The organism is Archangium primigenium (assembly GCF_016904885.1).
GTDB classification, from domain to species: Bacteria; Myxococcota; Myxococcia; order Myxococcales; family Myxococcaceae; genus Cystobacter; species Cystobacter primigenius.
Genome location: NZ_JADWYI010000001.1, coordinates 8192881 through 8207426 on the forward strand (window position 1 = coordinate 8192881; position 14546 = coordinate 8207426).

Genomic DNA, 14546 nt, shown 5'->3' on the forward strand with positions numbered 1-14546 from the left:
TGGAGGGCCCGGGTGACGGGCTCAGGCCCCCACGGGCCCCAGGTCCGTCACCGCGCCGCGGCCCCACTGCACCCCGCGCTGGGCCCGGTAGTCGGTGAAGAGCGAGCCGAGGATCGTCGTCGCGCCCACCAGCAGGTTCACGCCCGTGGCCCACCGGCTCCGGCGCGCGAAGCCCAGCACGAAGGGCGCGGCGATGACCCCCAGGCTCCAGAGGTGATCGATGGCCTCGTGGACCTCGATGGGGATGAACTTGCGCAGGCTCAGCCGGTAGTCCGTGAGCAGCGCGACCCCCAGGCCCGCGCTCCCCAGCACCACGCCCGCGAGCCGCGCCCCCCGACTCTCCGACAGCAGACCCGCCCCCAGGACACTCAGCGCGCCCTGGTAGTCGAGCACCGAGTGCAGGTCCTGCGGGATGAGCCGCCGCACGGGCAGCACGCCCAGCAGGGGCATGGCGGGAATGCCCGCCGCGGCGCTCGTGTCCAGCAGTCCCGTGTGCTCGCGCACGGACACGGGGACACTCGCCGCCTGACGGGGGGTCTGTCGGGGAAAAGGGAGGATGTCCATGCCTTGAGGGTAGGCATGGCCCGGAGCGTGCCCCCGACCCCGCCCGCCCCCCCGACTGGTGGGCGGACCGGCTAGTCGCCGAGCTTCTTCTTGAGCAGCTCGTTCACCAGGACCGGGTTGCCCTTGCCCTTCATGGCCTTCATCACCTGGCCCACGAAGAAGCCGAACATCTGCTTCTTGCCCGCCCGGTACTTCTCCGCCGTGTCCGCGTTCTGGGCGAGGACGTCGTCCACCACCGCCTCGATGGCCCCCGTGTCGCTCACCTGCGCGAGGCCCTTCTCCTCGATGATGGCCTCGGGCTCGCGGCCCGTGCGGAACATCTCCCCGAACACGTCCTTGCCCGCGTTGAACGAGAGGGTCCCCTTCTCCACCGCGCCCAGCAGCCGACCGAACTGCACCGTGGAGAAGCGCAGCGTGGTGACACTGCCCCCCTCCTCCTTGAGCAGCCGCAACAGCTCGCCCAGGAACCAGTTGGACACCCGCTTGGCGTCCGCGTGGTGCTGCGCCACCGCCTCGAAGTAGTCCGCCAGCGGGCGCTCGGCGCAGAGGATGCGCGCGTCGTACGCCGGCAGGCCGTACTGGCTCATGAAGCGCGACACCTTGGCCCGGGGCAGCTCCGGCAGCGACCGCCCCGCCTCGTCCAGCTGCGCGTCCGTCAGGTGCAGCGGCGGCAGGTCCGGCTCCGGGAAGTAGCGGTAGTCGTGCGCGTCCTCCTTCGAGCGCATCGCGCGCGTCTCGCCCTTGTTCGGGTCGTACAGCCGCGTCTGCTGGTCCACCTTCCCGCCCGATTCGATCAGATCCACCTGGCGGGAGATCTCGTAGTCGATCGCCTGCTTCACGAACCGGAACGAGTTGATGTTCTTGAGCTCCACGCGCTGGCCGTACACGGTGGCGCCCTTGCGCATCACCGACACGTTGGCGTCACAGCGAAACGAGCCCTCCTCCAGGTTGCCGTCGTTCACGCCCAGGTAGACGAGCACGTCCCGCAGGGACTTGAGGTAGTCCACCGCCTCGTCCGAGGTGCGCAGATCCGGCTCGCTCACGATCTCCAGGAGCGGCACGCCCGCGCGGTTCAAGTCCACCAGGGACTCGCTCGCCGAGGCGTCGTGCACGCTCTTGCCCGCGTCCTCCTCCATGTGGATGCGGCGCACGCGGATGCGCCGCTCGCCCTCGGGGGTGTCCAGCGCGAGGTGGCCCCACTCGCAGATGGGCTGATCGTACTGGGTGATCTGATAGCCCTTGGGCATGTCCGGATAGAAGTAGTTCTTCCGGCTCCACACGCTCGTCTTCTTCACCGTGCAGCCCAGCGCCAGGCCCACGCGGATGGCGTACTCCACCACGCGCTGGTTGAGCACCGGCAGCACCCCGGGCATCCCCAGACACACCGGGCAGGTGTGGTGGTTGGGCGCCGCGCCGAACGCGGTGGCGCAGCCACAGAAGAGCTTCGTGTGGGTCAGCATCTGGGCGTGGACCTCGAGCCCGATGACCGGCTGGAAATCGCTCAGCGACATGGCGTCTCCGTGTCTCTTCCCGTGGGTCTCACAGGGGCGCCAGGCGGCGCGTGAAGTCGTGCTCCCGCTCGAACGCCCGGCCGATGCGCAAGAGCCGCGCCTCGTCGAACGGCCGACCCATGAGCTGCAAGCCCACCGGCAGCCCCTCCCGGGTAAAGCCACAGGGCAGGGACAGCCCGGGCAGCCCCGCCAGGTTGCACGGCAGCGTGCACACGTCCATGAGGTACATGGACAGCGGGTCCTCCACCTTCTCGCCCAGCTTGAAGGCCGGCACGGGCGAGGTGGGCGTCACGATGGCGTCCACCTGGGTGAAGGCGCGCGTGAAGTCCTCGCGGATGAGCGTGCGCACCTTCTGGGCCCGGAGGTAGTAGGCGTCGTAGTAGCCCGCCGACAGCGCGTACGTGCCCAGCATGATGCGGCGCTTGACCTCGGGCCCGAAGCCCTGGTCCCGCGTCTGGCCGTACATGTCCTTGAGCCCCTTGCCCTCGCGCGCCCGGAAGCCGTAGCGCACGCCGTCATAGCGGGCCAGGTTGCTCGAGGCCTCCGCCGGGGCCAGGAGGTAGTACGTCGCCAGCGCGTACTTCGTGTGCGGCAGGGACACGTCCACCAGCGTGGCCCCGAGCTTCTCGTAGGCCGCGAGCGCCGCGCGCACCGCCGCCTCCACCTGGGGGTCCATGCCCTCGACGAAGTACTCGCGCGGCACGCCCAGCTTGAGCCCCGCCACGCCCGCCTCCAGGTCCGCCCGGTAGTCCGGCACCTCCACCGCCGCGGAGGTGGAGTCGAGCGGATCATGCCGCGCGAGCACCTGCAGCAGCGCCGCCACGTCGCCCACCGTGCGCCCCATGGGGCCCGGCGCATCCAGCGACGAGGCGTAGGCGATGACGCCCTGGCGCGACACGCGCCCGTAGGTGGGCTTGAGCCCCACCGTGTTGGTGAGCGCCGCGGGCTGGCGGATGGAGCCGCCCGTGTCCGTGCCCAGGGTGCCGAACACCTCGCGCGCCGCCAGCGCCGCCGCCGAGCCCCCCGAGGAGCCGCCCGGCGTGCGCGTCAAATCCCACGGGTTGTGGCACGCCCCGAAGGCGCTCGATTCGTTGGACGAGCCCATGGCGAACTCGTCCTGGTTGAGCTTGCCCACGATGGGCATGCCCGCCTGCTTGAGCAGGGTCACCGCCGTGGCGTCGTAGGGTGGCACGAAGCCCTGGAGCACCCGCGAGGCACACGTGGTCTCCACGCCCTCGGTGAGGAAGATGTCCTTGACGGCCACGGGCACGCCATCCAGCGGGCCCAGGCGCGTGCCCGTGGCGCGGCGCGCGTCGCTCGCCTCGGCGGCCGCCAGCGCCCCGCGCTCGTCCAGACGCAGGAAGGCCTTCACCTTCCCGTCCACCTGGGCGATGCGCGCCAGGCACGCCCGCGTCGCCTCCACGGCGCTCGTCTGTCCCGAGGCGAGCTTCTCCGCCAGCTCCAACAGGGTGAGGTCGGTCAACGACATGGCGTCACTCCAGGATCTTCGGGACGGCGAAGCTGGTGCCGCCCCGCGCCGGGGCATTGGCCAGGGCGCGCTCCGGCGTGAGCGACGGCCGGGGCGTGTCCTCGCGCAGGAGCGCCGCGGCGAGCGAGGCATGCGAGGTGGGCTCCACGCCCTCCACGTCCAGCTCCTCCAGTTGCGCCACCGCGTCGAGCACGGCCGACAGCTGCACGGCGTAGCGCTCCTCTTCCGAGGCGGACAGCGACAGGCGGGCCAGACCGGCCACGTGACGGACCTGCTCGACGGAGAGCTTCATGACTACTTGTTCTTGAAGAGGTTGAGCACCGCGCCCATCCACTTGCCGTCGTTCTCGTGCTTCATCTGCTTCTGCAGCACCTCGAGCTCGCCGGCGTCCAGGAAGATGCCGTGGCAGTTGAAGCAGGTGTCGATCTCCACGTCGGCGCGCACGACGGGCTGCAGGTCCAGGCCGCACTTGGGGCACTTCATGTAGTGCAGGGCCTTGAGCTCCTCGCGCTGCTGGATCTGCAGCCGCTGGGCCTGCTCGAAGGCGAGCTTGCGCTTCTTCTCGATCTCCTCGTGCTGGAAGTACGCCTCTTCGGGGGTGGACGGCTTCTCGATGTGAGACATGAGGGCTGGCTCCAGGTGCGACGCGACGGTATGAGGGCAAGATACATGCTCCGCTCCCGGGCGGCGCCCCAAAGTGGTGGGCGCGGCTCCCTGGACGACCCGCCGGAAAATTGACCGGCCCCCTGCCCTCCCTACACTCCGCCCGACGGCTGCTACAGGCCGCTACTGGGGAGTGAGAGCAAGTCATGGCGGAACGGACGGCCAGGGCGGAGAAGACGGCCAGGGCGGAGAAGACGGTCCTGTCTCGGCAGGACATCGCCTCGAGGCGCAAGGCCATCGCGGAGAAGAAGGCCAAGCGGGGCCTGGGCGAGGAGGAGGCCGGACCGGGGCGCAAGGCGCTCATCGGCCTGGTGCTCCTGGCGGCCTCGGTGCTGTCGCTGGTGTCGGTGGCCACCTACAACATGAAGGACCGGCGCGGCCCCGGCTTCCAGAACGCGGTGGGCCCCATGGGGCACCTCATCGCGGAGAACCTGCGCGGCCTGCTCGGCGTGTGGGCCTACCTGCTGCCCCTGTGCGGCTTCTACGCCGCCATGGTCGTGTTCGTGGGCAGCCGCGAGCGCCGGCGCTGGCCCCAGCTCGTCGCCTTCGTGCTGCTCACCCTGAGCGGCGCCGTGCTCGCCCAGCTCTTCCTCGGCAACCAGCCCGGGCAGGCCCATCCCCCCGGGGGCCTCATCGGCTCCAGCCTGGGCGGCGTGCTCGTGGGCCTGTTCTCCACGGTGGGCACCATCATCCTGGTGACCACGGTGTGCGCCGCGGCGCTCATCGTCGGCACCCAGTACACCTTCCTCAAGCTGTGCTCGCTCGCGTGGCAGGGGGCGAGCGTGATCGCCCAGCGCGTGGAGGCCAGCGCGCTCGCCTTCTGGGAACAGCAGAAGCAGGCCTACCAGGAGCGCAAGGAGCAGTCCGCCAAGGATCAGGAGGAGGAGGACGCCTTCCTCGCGCAGCTGGAGGCCGAGGAGGCCGAGCTCGACGAGGCCGAGCAGCTCATCGCCGAGGCGGAGGAGGCCGAGGCCGAGGCCATGGCCGAGGAGTCCCTGCGCCTGTCCCGCCAGGAGGAGAAGGAGCGGCTGCTCCAAGCGAAGAAGGCCGCCAAGGACGCCAAGGACGCGGCGCGCGAGGCCCGGAAGAACCCGGAGCTGCCCGCCTCCACCCCCGTCATCGTCACCCCGCCCGCCGCCCCCGCGCGGCCCACGCCCGGCGCGGATCCCGTGTGGGCGTCGTTCCTGGCCCCCTCGGGCGCGGCCAACGCCGTGCCCCCGCCGCAGGCCGCCGCCCCCGCCCCCGCCGAGCCCGCCAAGGGCAAGCGCCCCAAGGCCCCGAACATCATCACCGGCCCGGGCGTGGACGCGCTCGACGCCGAGGCTCCCCTGCCCGCGCCCGCGGCCCCCTCGGCCCTCATCCCCGCGCCGCCCTCCGCGCTCGCCGCGCGCACGCCCCTCATCGTGGAGCCCAAGGCCCCGCCCAAGCCCACCGCCGTCGTCGCCAAGAAGAAGGAGCACGAGTTCCAGTTCGTGGGCGGCCGCACCAGCTTCTCGCTGCCCCCGCTGGACGTGCTCTCCGTCGAGAAGAAGGAGCGCTCGGCGCTCGACAAGGACGCCTTCCTCACCACCGCGGAGAAGCTGCGCGCCAAGCTCGCCGACTTCGGCATCACCGGCGAGGTGGTGGAAATCCGTCCCGGCCCCGTGGTCACCATGTACGAGTTCCTCCCGGGGCCCGGCATCAAGGTGAGCAAGATCGCCGCGCTGCAGGATGACCTCGCCATGGCCATGGAGGCCATGCGCGTGCGCATCGTGGCGCCCATCCCCGGCAAGGGCGTGGTCGGCATCGAGGTGCCCAACCGCGACCGCGAGACGGTGTTCCTCAAGGAGATCGCCGAGCAGGACCTGTTCCAGAAGGCCAGCAGCAAGCTCACCATGTGCGTGGGCAAGGACATCGAGGGCATGCCGTACGTCTTCGACCTGGCCAAGGCGCCCCACCTGCTCATCGCCGGCACCACCGGCTCGGGCAAGTCCGTGGCCGTCAACTCCATGATCATGAGCATCCTCCTCAAGTCCACACCCGAGGAGGTGCGCTTCATCATGGTGGACCCGAAGATGCTGGAGCTCTCCGTGTACGAGGGCATCCCGCACCTGCTCTTGCCCGTGGTGACCGACCCCAAGAAGGCGGCGCTCGCGCTGCGCTGGGCCGTGGAGGAGATGGAGCGGCGCTACCAGATGCTGTCCGAGGCGGGCGTGCGCAACATCGCCGGCTTCAACAAGCTCGTGGAGACGACCGAGGCCGAGCGCGCCTCCAAGCCCGCCCACGAGGCGCCCCGCAAGGCCAGCGTCCCGAAGAAGCCCAAGAAGGTGCTGGTGGTGGACGCGGCCACGCCCGAGGACGCCCAGTTCGAGGAGCCCAGCGCGCCCACGAGCGCCGGGCCCGGGGTCGCCGCGCCCCGCTTCGACGATGACGAGGAGGCACTCGAGGCCACGCCCGAGTCCGAGGACGCCCCCGCGCTCGACGCGGCCGGGGACGAGGACGACGACGGCATGGACGAGGCGGTGGACGCCGCGCTCGGGGCCGCCGGGGACTCGGGCGACGCGCCCGAGGAGAAGAAGGAGTGGAAGAAGCTGCCCTACATCGTGGTCATCATCGACGAGCTGGCCGACCTGATGATGGTGGCCAGCCGCGAGGTGGAGACGTACGTGGCGCGCCTGGCGCAGATGGCGCGCGCCGCCGGCATCCACCTGATGGTGGCCACGCAGCGCCCCTCCACGGACGTGGTCACGGGCATCATCAAGGCCAACTTCCCCACGCGCATCAGCTTCATGCTGCGCTCCAAGCCCGACTCCATGACCATCCTGGGCACGGTGGGCGCCGAGGCCCTGCTCGGCATGGGCGACATGCTCATCATGCCGCCCACGAGCGCGCACCTGCAGCGCGTGCACGGCGCCTTCGTGTCGGAGAGCGAAATCAAGGGCGCGGTGGACCACCTCAAGTCCCAGGGCAAGCCCGTCTACGACGAGTCCATCCTCAAGCCGCGCGAGGAGGACGGCGAGGGCGGCGGCGGCGAGGAGGACGACCTGTCCGACGAGCTGTACGACCAGGCGCTCGCCACCGTGAGCGAGATGAAGGCCGTCTCCATCTCCATGCTCCAGCGCAAGATGCGCATCGGCTACAACCGCTCGGCCCGGATGATCGAGCGCATGGAGCGCGAGGGCGTGGTGGGCCCGGCCGACGGGGCCAAGCCCCGCGAGGTGCTCATCCGCGGCGTGGGGGAGATGGGCACCAGCGCGATGTAGGGCGCCGCGTGAGGCGCTCAGGGGCCCGGCGGGGGAAGCACTCCCGCCATCGTGGCCTCCAGTTCCTCCCGGCAGCGCAGCAGCTCGCGCTGCAGGACGTCCCGCCGGGCCGCGAACCGGCTCGCGGGGATGGGAATGGCCAGGGCGTAGCGCGGGCCCGTGGCGAGCCGCAGCGCCACACCCACCGCGCAGATGCCCTCGGCGTGCTCCTCCTCGTCCACGGCCACGCCCCGCTCGCGCACGCCCCGCAGGTCTTCGAGCAGCGCGGGCAGCGTGCGCAGCGTCCGGGACGTGAGCGGCTCCAGCCGCGAGCCCATGAGCCGGCGCACCTGCTCGTCCGTCATCTCCGCGAGCAGGGCCTTGCCGTGGGAGGTGCTGTGCAGGGGGTAGGTGTCTCCGAGCGCGCCGCGGACACTCAACGGCCGGTCGGAGAAGCTGCGCGCCACGCTCACCGCGCGCCGCCCCTGGAGCAGCGTCAGGTTGACGGTCTCGTCCACGCGCTGGCGCAGCGCGTCCAGGTGCGGCTGGGCCACCGACAGCACGTCCCCCCGGGCCGCGCCCGCCAGCGCCACCAGGCCCGGCCCGAGCCGGAGGCCGTCCTCCACCGTCACCCACTGCTCGTCCCGCAGCGCCCCGACGATCCGCTGCACCGTGGAGCGCGGCAACCCCACCTGCCGGGCGAGCCGCCCCAGGCTCGAGCCCTCGGACTGGCTCGCGAGCGCCCGGAGGATGGCCGCCGCCCGGGCGATGACCTGGATGGACTCCCCCCGCCCCTCCCGGGCCGTCGTCTCCTCGTCCTTCGTCCTGTCCCCCACCGCAGAGCACCTCCCGGGCGCCGGCATTGACACCGTGCGTCCTGGCCTTTAAGGGTTGTACCGCTCCACAATACACTGTACCGCATCGTGGTACATCCTTGTCGGGGCCGTGAGAAAGGTTCGGCCGTGCGCATCCGTCCCCAGTCCTTCGTCTTCACCCTGCTGCTGGGCGCGCTCAGCGCGCTGCCGCCCTTCTCCATCGACATGGGGCTGCCCGCGCTCGGGCTCATGGCCCAGTCGCTGGGCACGACGAGCGCGGGGGCGAGCCTGTCGCTCAGCCTCTTCATGGTGGGCTTCGCGCTCGGGCCACTCGTGTACGGGCCCCTGTCGGACCGCTACGGGCGCCGGCCGTTGATGCTCGTGGGCTGTGGGGTGTTCGTGGCGGCGGGCGTGGGCTGCGCGCTCGCGGGCTCGCTGCCGGTGATGCTCGTGTGCCGGTTCATCCAGGGCGCGGGCGCGGGCGCGGGCTCCGTGCTGGTGATGGCCATCATCCGCGACCTGTTCGAGGGCGCCGTCGCGCGCACGCGCCTGTCCTACGTGAGCCTCGTCATGGGCGTGGCGCCGATGATCGCCCCCACGATTGGCGCCGGGGTGCTGGCGGTGAGCCACTGGCGCGCCATCTACTTCACGCTCGCCGCGGGCGGGCTCGTGCTGCTGCTGGCCACCGCCGGGGGCTTGCAGGAGTCGGCGCCCCGGAGCCAGGCGCCCCTGTCGCCGCGCGGCCTCGCCCGGAGCTACGCGCGGGTGTTCGGCCACCGGCTGTCGCTCGGCTATTCGCTGCTCAGCGCCCTGTCGTTCGGCTGCTGCTTCGCCTACATCTCCGGCTCGCCCCTGGTGCTCATGGACGTGCTGGGCGTGTCCACCGCGGTCTACGGCACCTGCTTCGCCCTCACCGCCCTGGCGATGATGGCGGGCGCGTTCGCCAATGGCCGGCTCAGCGCGCGGGGCGTCCCGGCGGCCCGGCTGCTGACGCTGGGGCTCGCCCTGGGCGGCCTCGGCTCGCTGCTGCTCGTGCTCGTCACCGGGACGGGCCTGGCCTCGGTGGCCACGCTGCTGCCCCTGTTCGCGCTCACCAACTTCAGCCTCGGCTTCATCACCCCCAACGCCACCCACGGCGCGCTGCAGCCCATGCCGGACATCGCCGGCGTGGCGAGCGCGGTGCTCAATGCCCTGCGCATGCTCGTGGCCGCGGCGTCCAGCGCGCTCGTGGCCGTCCTCTTCCAGGGCACCAGCGCGCTCCCCGTGGCGGTGGTGATGGCGGGCTTCGCGCTCGCCTCGGTGCTCGTCTACGTCCTCGTCGTGCGGCCCGTGGAGCACCAGGCCCCGCCCGACACCGACGCCCTGCCCACCCGCGCCTGAGCCCAGTCCCCCGGGGGGGTTGCCAGCGGCCCCGGGCGCCCTCCAGAGTCCCCCCGCCATGCTCGTCACCATCAACCGCTTCCGCGTGTCCGCCCAGGAAGCCACGCACCTGGAAGCCGCCTTCGGGGCCCGCTCGCGCACGGTGGACCGGTACGAGGGCTTCCTCGGGCTCGAGGTGCTGCGCTCCTTCGAGCCCGAGCCGGAGCTGCTCCTCATCACCCGCTGGCGGGACAAGGAGTGCATGAAGGCGTACTTCCAATCCGAGGACTTCAAGGCCACCCGGGCGGCGAGCGCACGCCAGGACGCCACCTTCACGCTGTACGAGGTGTTGGCGCGCTAACCGGGCCCTCCCCCCGGCTTTCCTCTTGGTCCCGGGGCCCACATCCGGATATGGGCCGTGCCCATGGCCGAACGTCTCGCCCTCTTCGCCACCACCGCCCGCGGCACCGAGGACCTGCTCGCCGAGGAACTCAAGGAGCTGGGTGCGCGCCGCATCCGCCAGGACCGCGGCGGCGTGCGCTTCATGGCCTCGCTCGACGAGGCCCTCAAGGTCTGCCTCTGGTCGCGCATCGCCATGCGCGTGCTCTACCCCCTGGGCGAGTTCGAGGCCCGGGGCGCCGACGGGCTGTACGCGGCCGTGGCCAGCGTCCCCTGGGAGGAGCACCTCACCCCGGAGACGACGTTCGCGGTGGAGGCCACGCTCAAGGACAGCGAGCACAGCCACACGGGCTTCGTGGCGCTCAAGGTGAAGGACGCGGTGGTGGACCGCATGCGCGACAAGCGCGGCGCCCGGCCGGACGTGGACACGCGCGACCCGGACGTGCGGGTGGTGGCCCACCTGGTGCGCGAGAAGCTGTCCTTGTCGCTGGACCTGTGCGGCGAGCCCCTGCACCGGCGCGGCTACCGGGTGCGCCCCACCGCCGCCCCCATGAAGGAGACGCTGGCGGCCGCCCTGCTGCGCGCCGCGGGCTACACCGGCGAGGAGGCCCTCGTCGACCCCATGTGCGGCTCGGGCACGGTGCTCATCGAGGGGGGCCTCATCGCCCGCCGCCGCGCGCCCGGCCTCACCCGGACGTTCGCCGTGGAGAAGTGGCCCCACCTGGGCACCCGCGCGCGCGAGCTGCTCGAGGACATGCGCGCGGACGCGCGCCGCAACGAGCGCAAGGTGGCCGTGCCGCTGCTCGGCTTCGACAAGGATCCCGAGGCCCTGGAGGCGGCGCTGCGCAACGTGAAGGCGGCGCGGCTGGGCGAGGAGATTCAGCTCACCGAGGGCGATGCCACGAAGCTGCCGCCCCTGCCCGAGCCCCCGGGCCTGCTGCTCACCAACCCGCCCTATGGCGACCGCATCGGCGGCGCGGGCGGCCAGAAGGGCATGAAGAGCTTCTACTTCAAGCTGGGCGACAGCCTGCGCGCCCAGAAGGGCTGGCGGCTGTTCGTGCTCTCGGGGAACGTGGCCTTCGAGAGCGCCTTCCACGCGCGCCCGAGCGTCCGCCGCGACCTCTGGAACGGCCCCATCGAGTGCACGCTGCTCGGCTACCCGCCCTTCTACGAGGCGCGCACGCGGCCGGCACAAGAGGCGCGCACGCGGCCGGCACAAGAGGCGCGCACGCGGCCGTCACAAGCGCCGCTCCGTGCGCCGCACCAGCCGGTGAATGTTGCCGCGGTGCGTCCAGAAGATGAGGGCGAGGAGTAGGAAGGTGAGCCCCGCGTACTCGGGGGCGCGCGCGGTGAGGGCGGCCACCGCCACGGCCGTCACCGCGCCGGCCAGCGAGCCCACGGAGCTCACGCGCCAGGCGGCCACGAGCCCCGCGTAGACGAGCGCCGCGGACAGCGCCGCCACGGGCACGAGCACGACGAGCACCCCGAGCGCCGTGGCCACGCCCTTGCCCCCCTGGAGCTTGAGCCACACGGGGTAGACGTGACCGAGGAAGGCGGCGAGCCCCACCGCCGCATGCAGCCGGGGCGCCTCCGGCACGAGCCACAGCGCGGCGGCCACGGCGAGCGAGCCCTTGAGGGCATCGAGCAGGAGCACCACCGCGCCGAGCTTCTTGCCCGCCACGCGCGTGACGTTGGTGGCGCCGATGTTGCCGCTGCCGCTCTGGCGCACGTCCACGCCGCGCACCCACCGGGTGAGCAGCACGCCGAAGGGGATGGAGCCGGCGAGGTAGCCCAGCAGGAGGAGCGCGGCGGCGGTGGACACGGCGGACCGCCTTGTCAGGTGAGCAGGTAGGGAAAGCGCGTCACCACCACCACCCAGGCGTAGTTGACGAGGATGAGGGCGATGGCCACGAGGCGCACCCGCTGCCACTCGGTGTCGGACAGCTCCAGCCGGGGCACGGGCATGGCGAAGGCCAGGTGCAGCACCGTCACCACGGCCATGAGCGCGAAGAAGAACGCGGCCACGGTGCCCAGCGGGTTGACGTGCCAGGCGCTGGCGAACTGGAAGTGCGCCACCCGATCCGCCACGCGGGTGAGGCCGCAGCCCAGGCACGGCCAGCCGGTCTGCTCCCGGAAGGTGCAGCCCCAGAAGGGGATGAGCCGGGCCACGGGGATGTAGCGGGCCACGAACAGCCCGACGAGGCCCACGACGCCCAGGGTGTCGGACACCCCGAAGACGCGGTTGGGCGCGGGAAGATGGAGCTTCACGTCGCGGAGTGTACTCGGGAAGCCCCGCGCCTTGCCCGCCCAAAGGCTTTCGCGCTAATTCCTGGGGGATGAAGACCTCGCGCGCTGCCTTGGTGACGCTGTTCGCCCTTCCCCTCGTGGCCCTCGCCGGAAACCCGCCCGCCGCCCAGAAGGCGGCCGCGAAGAAGCCGGCCGAGAAGGCGGCCGTCCAGGCCGAGTGCCCCCACCCCCACGAGGCCGCCGCCGGCGAGAAGCCCAAGGAGGACTGGACGCTCACGCGCGGCGAGCCCCTCAAGGGCGCCCCCGCGGTGGCGCTCACCGAGCTGCTCGCCAAGCCCCAGGCCCACGACGGCCAGACGGTGCGCGTGGAGGGCCAGGTGCGCAAGGCCTGCCAGAAGAAGGGCTGCTGGATGGAACTCGCCTCCAGCGACAAGGGCGCGGGCGTGCGGGTGACGTTCAAGAACTACGGCTTCTTCGTCCCGCTGGACGCCGCGGGCTCGGCGGCGCGCGTGGAGGGCGTGGTGAAGGTGTCCGAGCTCACCGAGGACATGGCCAGGCACTACGAGGCCGAGGGCGCCATCGTCCCCCGCGGCGGCGACGGCAAGCCGCGCGAGGTGCAGCTCGTGGCCTCCGGCGTGGAACTGCGCCGCTAGGCCCCCCCCATGGCACGCGGCTTCAGCATGCGGGGCGTGATGGGCGTGGGTGACCGCGCCGTCCAGCACGCCCGTGCCTGGTTGCAATCCCAGGAGCCGGGCTCCCGCGTCCATGACGTGCAGGAGGACCCGCGCTTCCAGCACCGGGGCGTGGACCTGCTCTGGGAGCTGCCCTCGGGCGAGGTGCGCGGCATCGAGGTGAAGGGCGACCGGCAGCCCCGCCGCAAGCGCTACTTCTTCGAGCTCGTCTCCAACCTGGAGCGCGACACCCCGGGCTGCTTCCTCTACAGCGGCGCGGACCTGATGCTCTACGTGTTCCTCGTGCAGGGCGAGCTGCACGTGCTGCCGCTCAAGGCGGTGCGCGAGTGGTTCCTGCCGAGGGCCAAGGCGTACGAGCTGCGCCACACCTTCACGCAGACGGGCGCCATCCGCTACACCACGGTGGGCGCCATCGTGCCGGTGAAGGACGTGCAGGAAGGGGTGGCCGCGGTGAAGGTCATCCGCCTGCCCCGCCGGGGCGAGGAGCCGGAGGCGTCCACCTCGGAGGCCTCCCTCGCCGCCGCGAGCGCGGCGACCCCGGAGCCCACCGAGGAGGACGTGCCCTACTGAGCGCCGTCCGCGCCCCCGCGCCGCCCGGAGCCGGGCGACGGAGGGACGGAAGTAGGCTCAGTGCCGGTGCTGGTGGCGCCGGTGGCCGGGGTGGGCCTCGTCGTGCGCCTTCTCCACCCGGGCGCGGTCCTGCTCCAGGGCCTGGAGCGCGCCGCGGTCACCCAGCTGCTTGTAGGCGTGCTCCAGGCGGGCGATCATGTCCAGCGCGAGGTGCCAGTCCTGGCCCCGCTCGCCCTCCTCCAGGAGGGGACGGCCCACGGCGGCGACCTTGTCGTTGGCGCCCAGGTGCAGCAGGGCATCCACCGCGAGCACGCGCGAGAGCGGCGTGCGGCCCCCGTCCGTGACGACCTTCTGCAGCTCCTCGATCGCCGGGTCACGCTCGCCCTTGGCGGCGCGGATGATGGGCTTGGCCACGCCCCGACGATCCGGCAGGAGGAACTCCTCGAGGTCGGCGAAGGCGTCGGCGAAGTCGCCATGGCCCGCCTTGGCGAGCATCTCCGCCAGGTCGTCGAACACGCGGGCGGAGCGCTCGTCGAACACGCGCAGCGCCTCCTGCATGAAGTTCACCTCGGGCTCGCCCTTGTCGTTGGTGGGCACGCGCTTGCGCAGCTCCCCGATGCGCTCGAAGGCGGGCGCCACCGGGGCCTGCTTCTGACCCTGGAGCAGCTGGCCGAGCGAGCCCATGAGCTGGGCGAGTCCCTCGGAGAACTCATAGGGCGCGAGCCGATCCCCCAGCCAGCGGCGCCACAGCTCGCCGGCGGCGGCGAACGGGAAGGGCTTGAACTGGCCGGTGCCCTTCCACGCCATCAACCACTGCTCGGCGATGCCCGAGGGATAGGCCTTCTCGGCGAGCTGACGGAAGTCCGCCTCGCTCACCTGGATGCCGTAGTTGCCGAGGGTGCCGAGGATGGCATCCGTCGAGTAGTCCTTGAGTCCCTTGCCCTGCCACGCCTTGTCCACGCGTTCCGTGCTCACTGCGGCTGCAAGCCTCCTGGGCGCCGGAAGCGGCGCGTGGG

Annotated in this window: 15 protein-coding genes; 6 read left to right on the top strand and 9 right to left on the bottom strand. The window is 71.9% G+C overall.

Going from position 1 to position 14546, the window contains the following annotated elements; all coding sequences use genetic code 11:
- Positions 1-21: 21 nt before the first annotated feature.
- The 5 genes from I3V78_RS33695 to I3V78_RS33715 all read right to left on the bottom strand — a co-directional run bounded on the left by I3V78_RS33695 (position 22) and on the right by I3V78_RS33715 (position 4188).
- Entirely contained in the window at positions 22-564 is a 543-nt protein-coding gene (locus I3V78_RS33695) for a hypothetical protein (RefSeq protein ID WP_204494186.1), read from the bottom strand.
- 71 nt (positions 565-635) lie between these two features.
- On the bottom strand, positions 636-2075 hold the full coding sequence (gene gatB, locus I3V78_RS33700) for an Asp-tRNA(Asn)/Glu-tRNA(Gln) amidotransferase subunit GatB (RefSeq protein ID WP_204494187.1): 1440 nt from the start codon (positions 2073-2075) through the stop codon (positions 636-638).
- A gap of 28 nt (positions 2076-2103) precedes the next feature.
- Complete coding sequence (gene gatA, locus I3V78_RS33705; RefSeq protein WP_204494190.1) at positions 2104-3564, bottom strand: Asp-tRNA(Asn)/Glu-tRNA(Gln) amidotransferase subunit GatA; 1461 nt, start codon at positions 3562-3564, stop codon at positions 2104-2106.
- Between the two features lie 4 nt (positions 3565-3568).
- Complete coding sequence (gene gatC, locus I3V78_RS33710; protein ID WP_204494192.1) at positions 3569-3856, bottom strand: Asp-tRNA(Asn)/Glu-tRNA(Gln) amidotransferase subunit GatC; 288 nt, start codon at positions 3854-3856, stop codon at positions 3569-3571.
- A gap of 2 nt (positions 3857-3858) precedes the next feature.
- On the bottom strand, positions 3859-4188 hold the full coding sequence (locus I3V78_RS33715; RefSeq protein WP_204494195.1) for a TFIIB-type zinc ribbon-containing protein: 330 nt from the start codon (positions 4186-4188) through the stop codon (positions 3859-3861).
- Between the two features lie 185 nt (positions 4189-4373).
- Here I3V78_RS33715 and I3V78_RS33720 point away from each other — a divergent pair, with 185 nt between their 5' ends.
- A complete protein-coding gene (locus I3V78_RS33720; protein WP_204494197.1) occupies positions 4374-7469 on the top strand; it encodes an FtsK/SpoIIIE family DNA translocase in 3096 nt (1031 codons plus the stop codon).
- Between the two features lie 17 nt (positions 7470-7486).
- Here I3V78_RS33720 and I3V78_RS33725 read toward each other — a convergent pair whose 3' ends face one another.
- Positions 7487-8284, bottom strand: coding sequence for an IclR family transcriptional regulator domain-containing protein (locus tag I3V78_RS33725; protein WP_204494200.1), 798 nt, complete (start codon positions 8282-8284; stop codon positions 7487-7489).
- A gap of 126 nt (positions 8285-8410) precedes the next feature.
- Here I3V78_RS33725 and I3V78_RS33730 point away from each other — a divergent pair, with 126 nt between their 5' ends.
- The 3 genes from I3V78_RS33730 (at position 8411) to I3V78_RS33740 (ending at position 11336) form a co-directional block, all read left to right on the top strand.
- Entirely contained in the window at positions 8411-9643 is a 1233-nt protein-coding gene (locus tag I3V78_RS33730; RefSeq protein WP_204494202.1) for a Bcr/CflA family efflux MFS transporter, read from the top strand.
- Between the two features lie 58 nt (positions 9644-9701).
- On the top strand, positions 9702-9983 hold the full coding sequence (locus I3V78_RS33735; RefSeq protein WP_204494205.1) for an antibiotic biosynthesis monooxygenase family protein: 282 nt from the start codon (positions 9702-9704) through the stop codon (positions 9981-9983).
- Between the two features lie 63 nt (positions 9984-10046).
- Positions 10047-11336, top strand: coding sequence for a THUMP domain-containing class I SAM-dependent RNA methyltransferase (locus I3V78_RS33740; protein ID WP_204494207.1), 1290 nt, complete (start codon positions 10047-10049; stop codon positions 11334-11336).
- Here the strand turns inward: I3V78_RS33740 and plsY are convergent.
- Both plsY and I3V78_RS33750 read right to left on the bottom strand, forming a co-directional pair.
- A complete protein-coding gene (plsY, locus tag I3V78_RS33745) occupies positions 11259-11843 on the bottom strand; it encodes a glycerol-3-phosphate 1-O-acyltransferase PlsY (RefSeq protein ID WP_204494210.1) in 585 nt (194 codons plus the stop codon). The genes I3V78_RS33740 and plsY overlap by 78 nt on opposite strands.
- 14 nt (positions 11844-11857) lie before the next feature.
- A complete protein-coding gene (locus tag I3V78_RS33750; RefSeq protein WP_204494212.1) occupies positions 11858-12289 on the bottom strand; it encodes a DUF2752 domain-containing protein in 432 nt (143 codons plus the stop codon).
- A 68-nt stretch (positions 12290-12357) separates the two neighbouring features.
- Between I3V78_RS33750 and I3V78_RS33755 the strand changes: the two genes are divergently transcribed.
- Both I3V78_RS33755 and I3V78_RS33760 read left to right on the top strand, forming a co-directional pair.
- A complete protein-coding gene (locus I3V78_RS33755) occupies positions 12358-12921 on the top strand; it encodes a DUF4920 domain-containing protein (RefSeq protein ID WP_204494214.1) in 564 nt (187 codons plus the stop codon).
- A gap of 9 nt (positions 12922-12930) precedes the next feature.
- Positions 12931-13530, top strand: a complete 600-nt coding sequence (locus I3V78_RS33760) for a hypothetical protein (protein ID WP_239576841.1) — start codon at positions 12931-12933, stop codon at positions 13528-13530.
- A gap of 57 nt (positions 13531-13587) precedes the next feature.
- On the opposite strand, the gene I3V78_RS33765 is transcribed toward I3V78_RS33760, so the two are convergent.
- Positions 13588-14505: a hypothetical protein gene (locus tag I3V78_RS33765; protein WP_204494216.1), complete on the bottom strand. Its 918-nt coding sequence runs from the start codon at positions 14503-14505 to the stop codon at positions 13588-13590.
- Positions 14506-14546 lie beyond the last annotated feature (41 nt).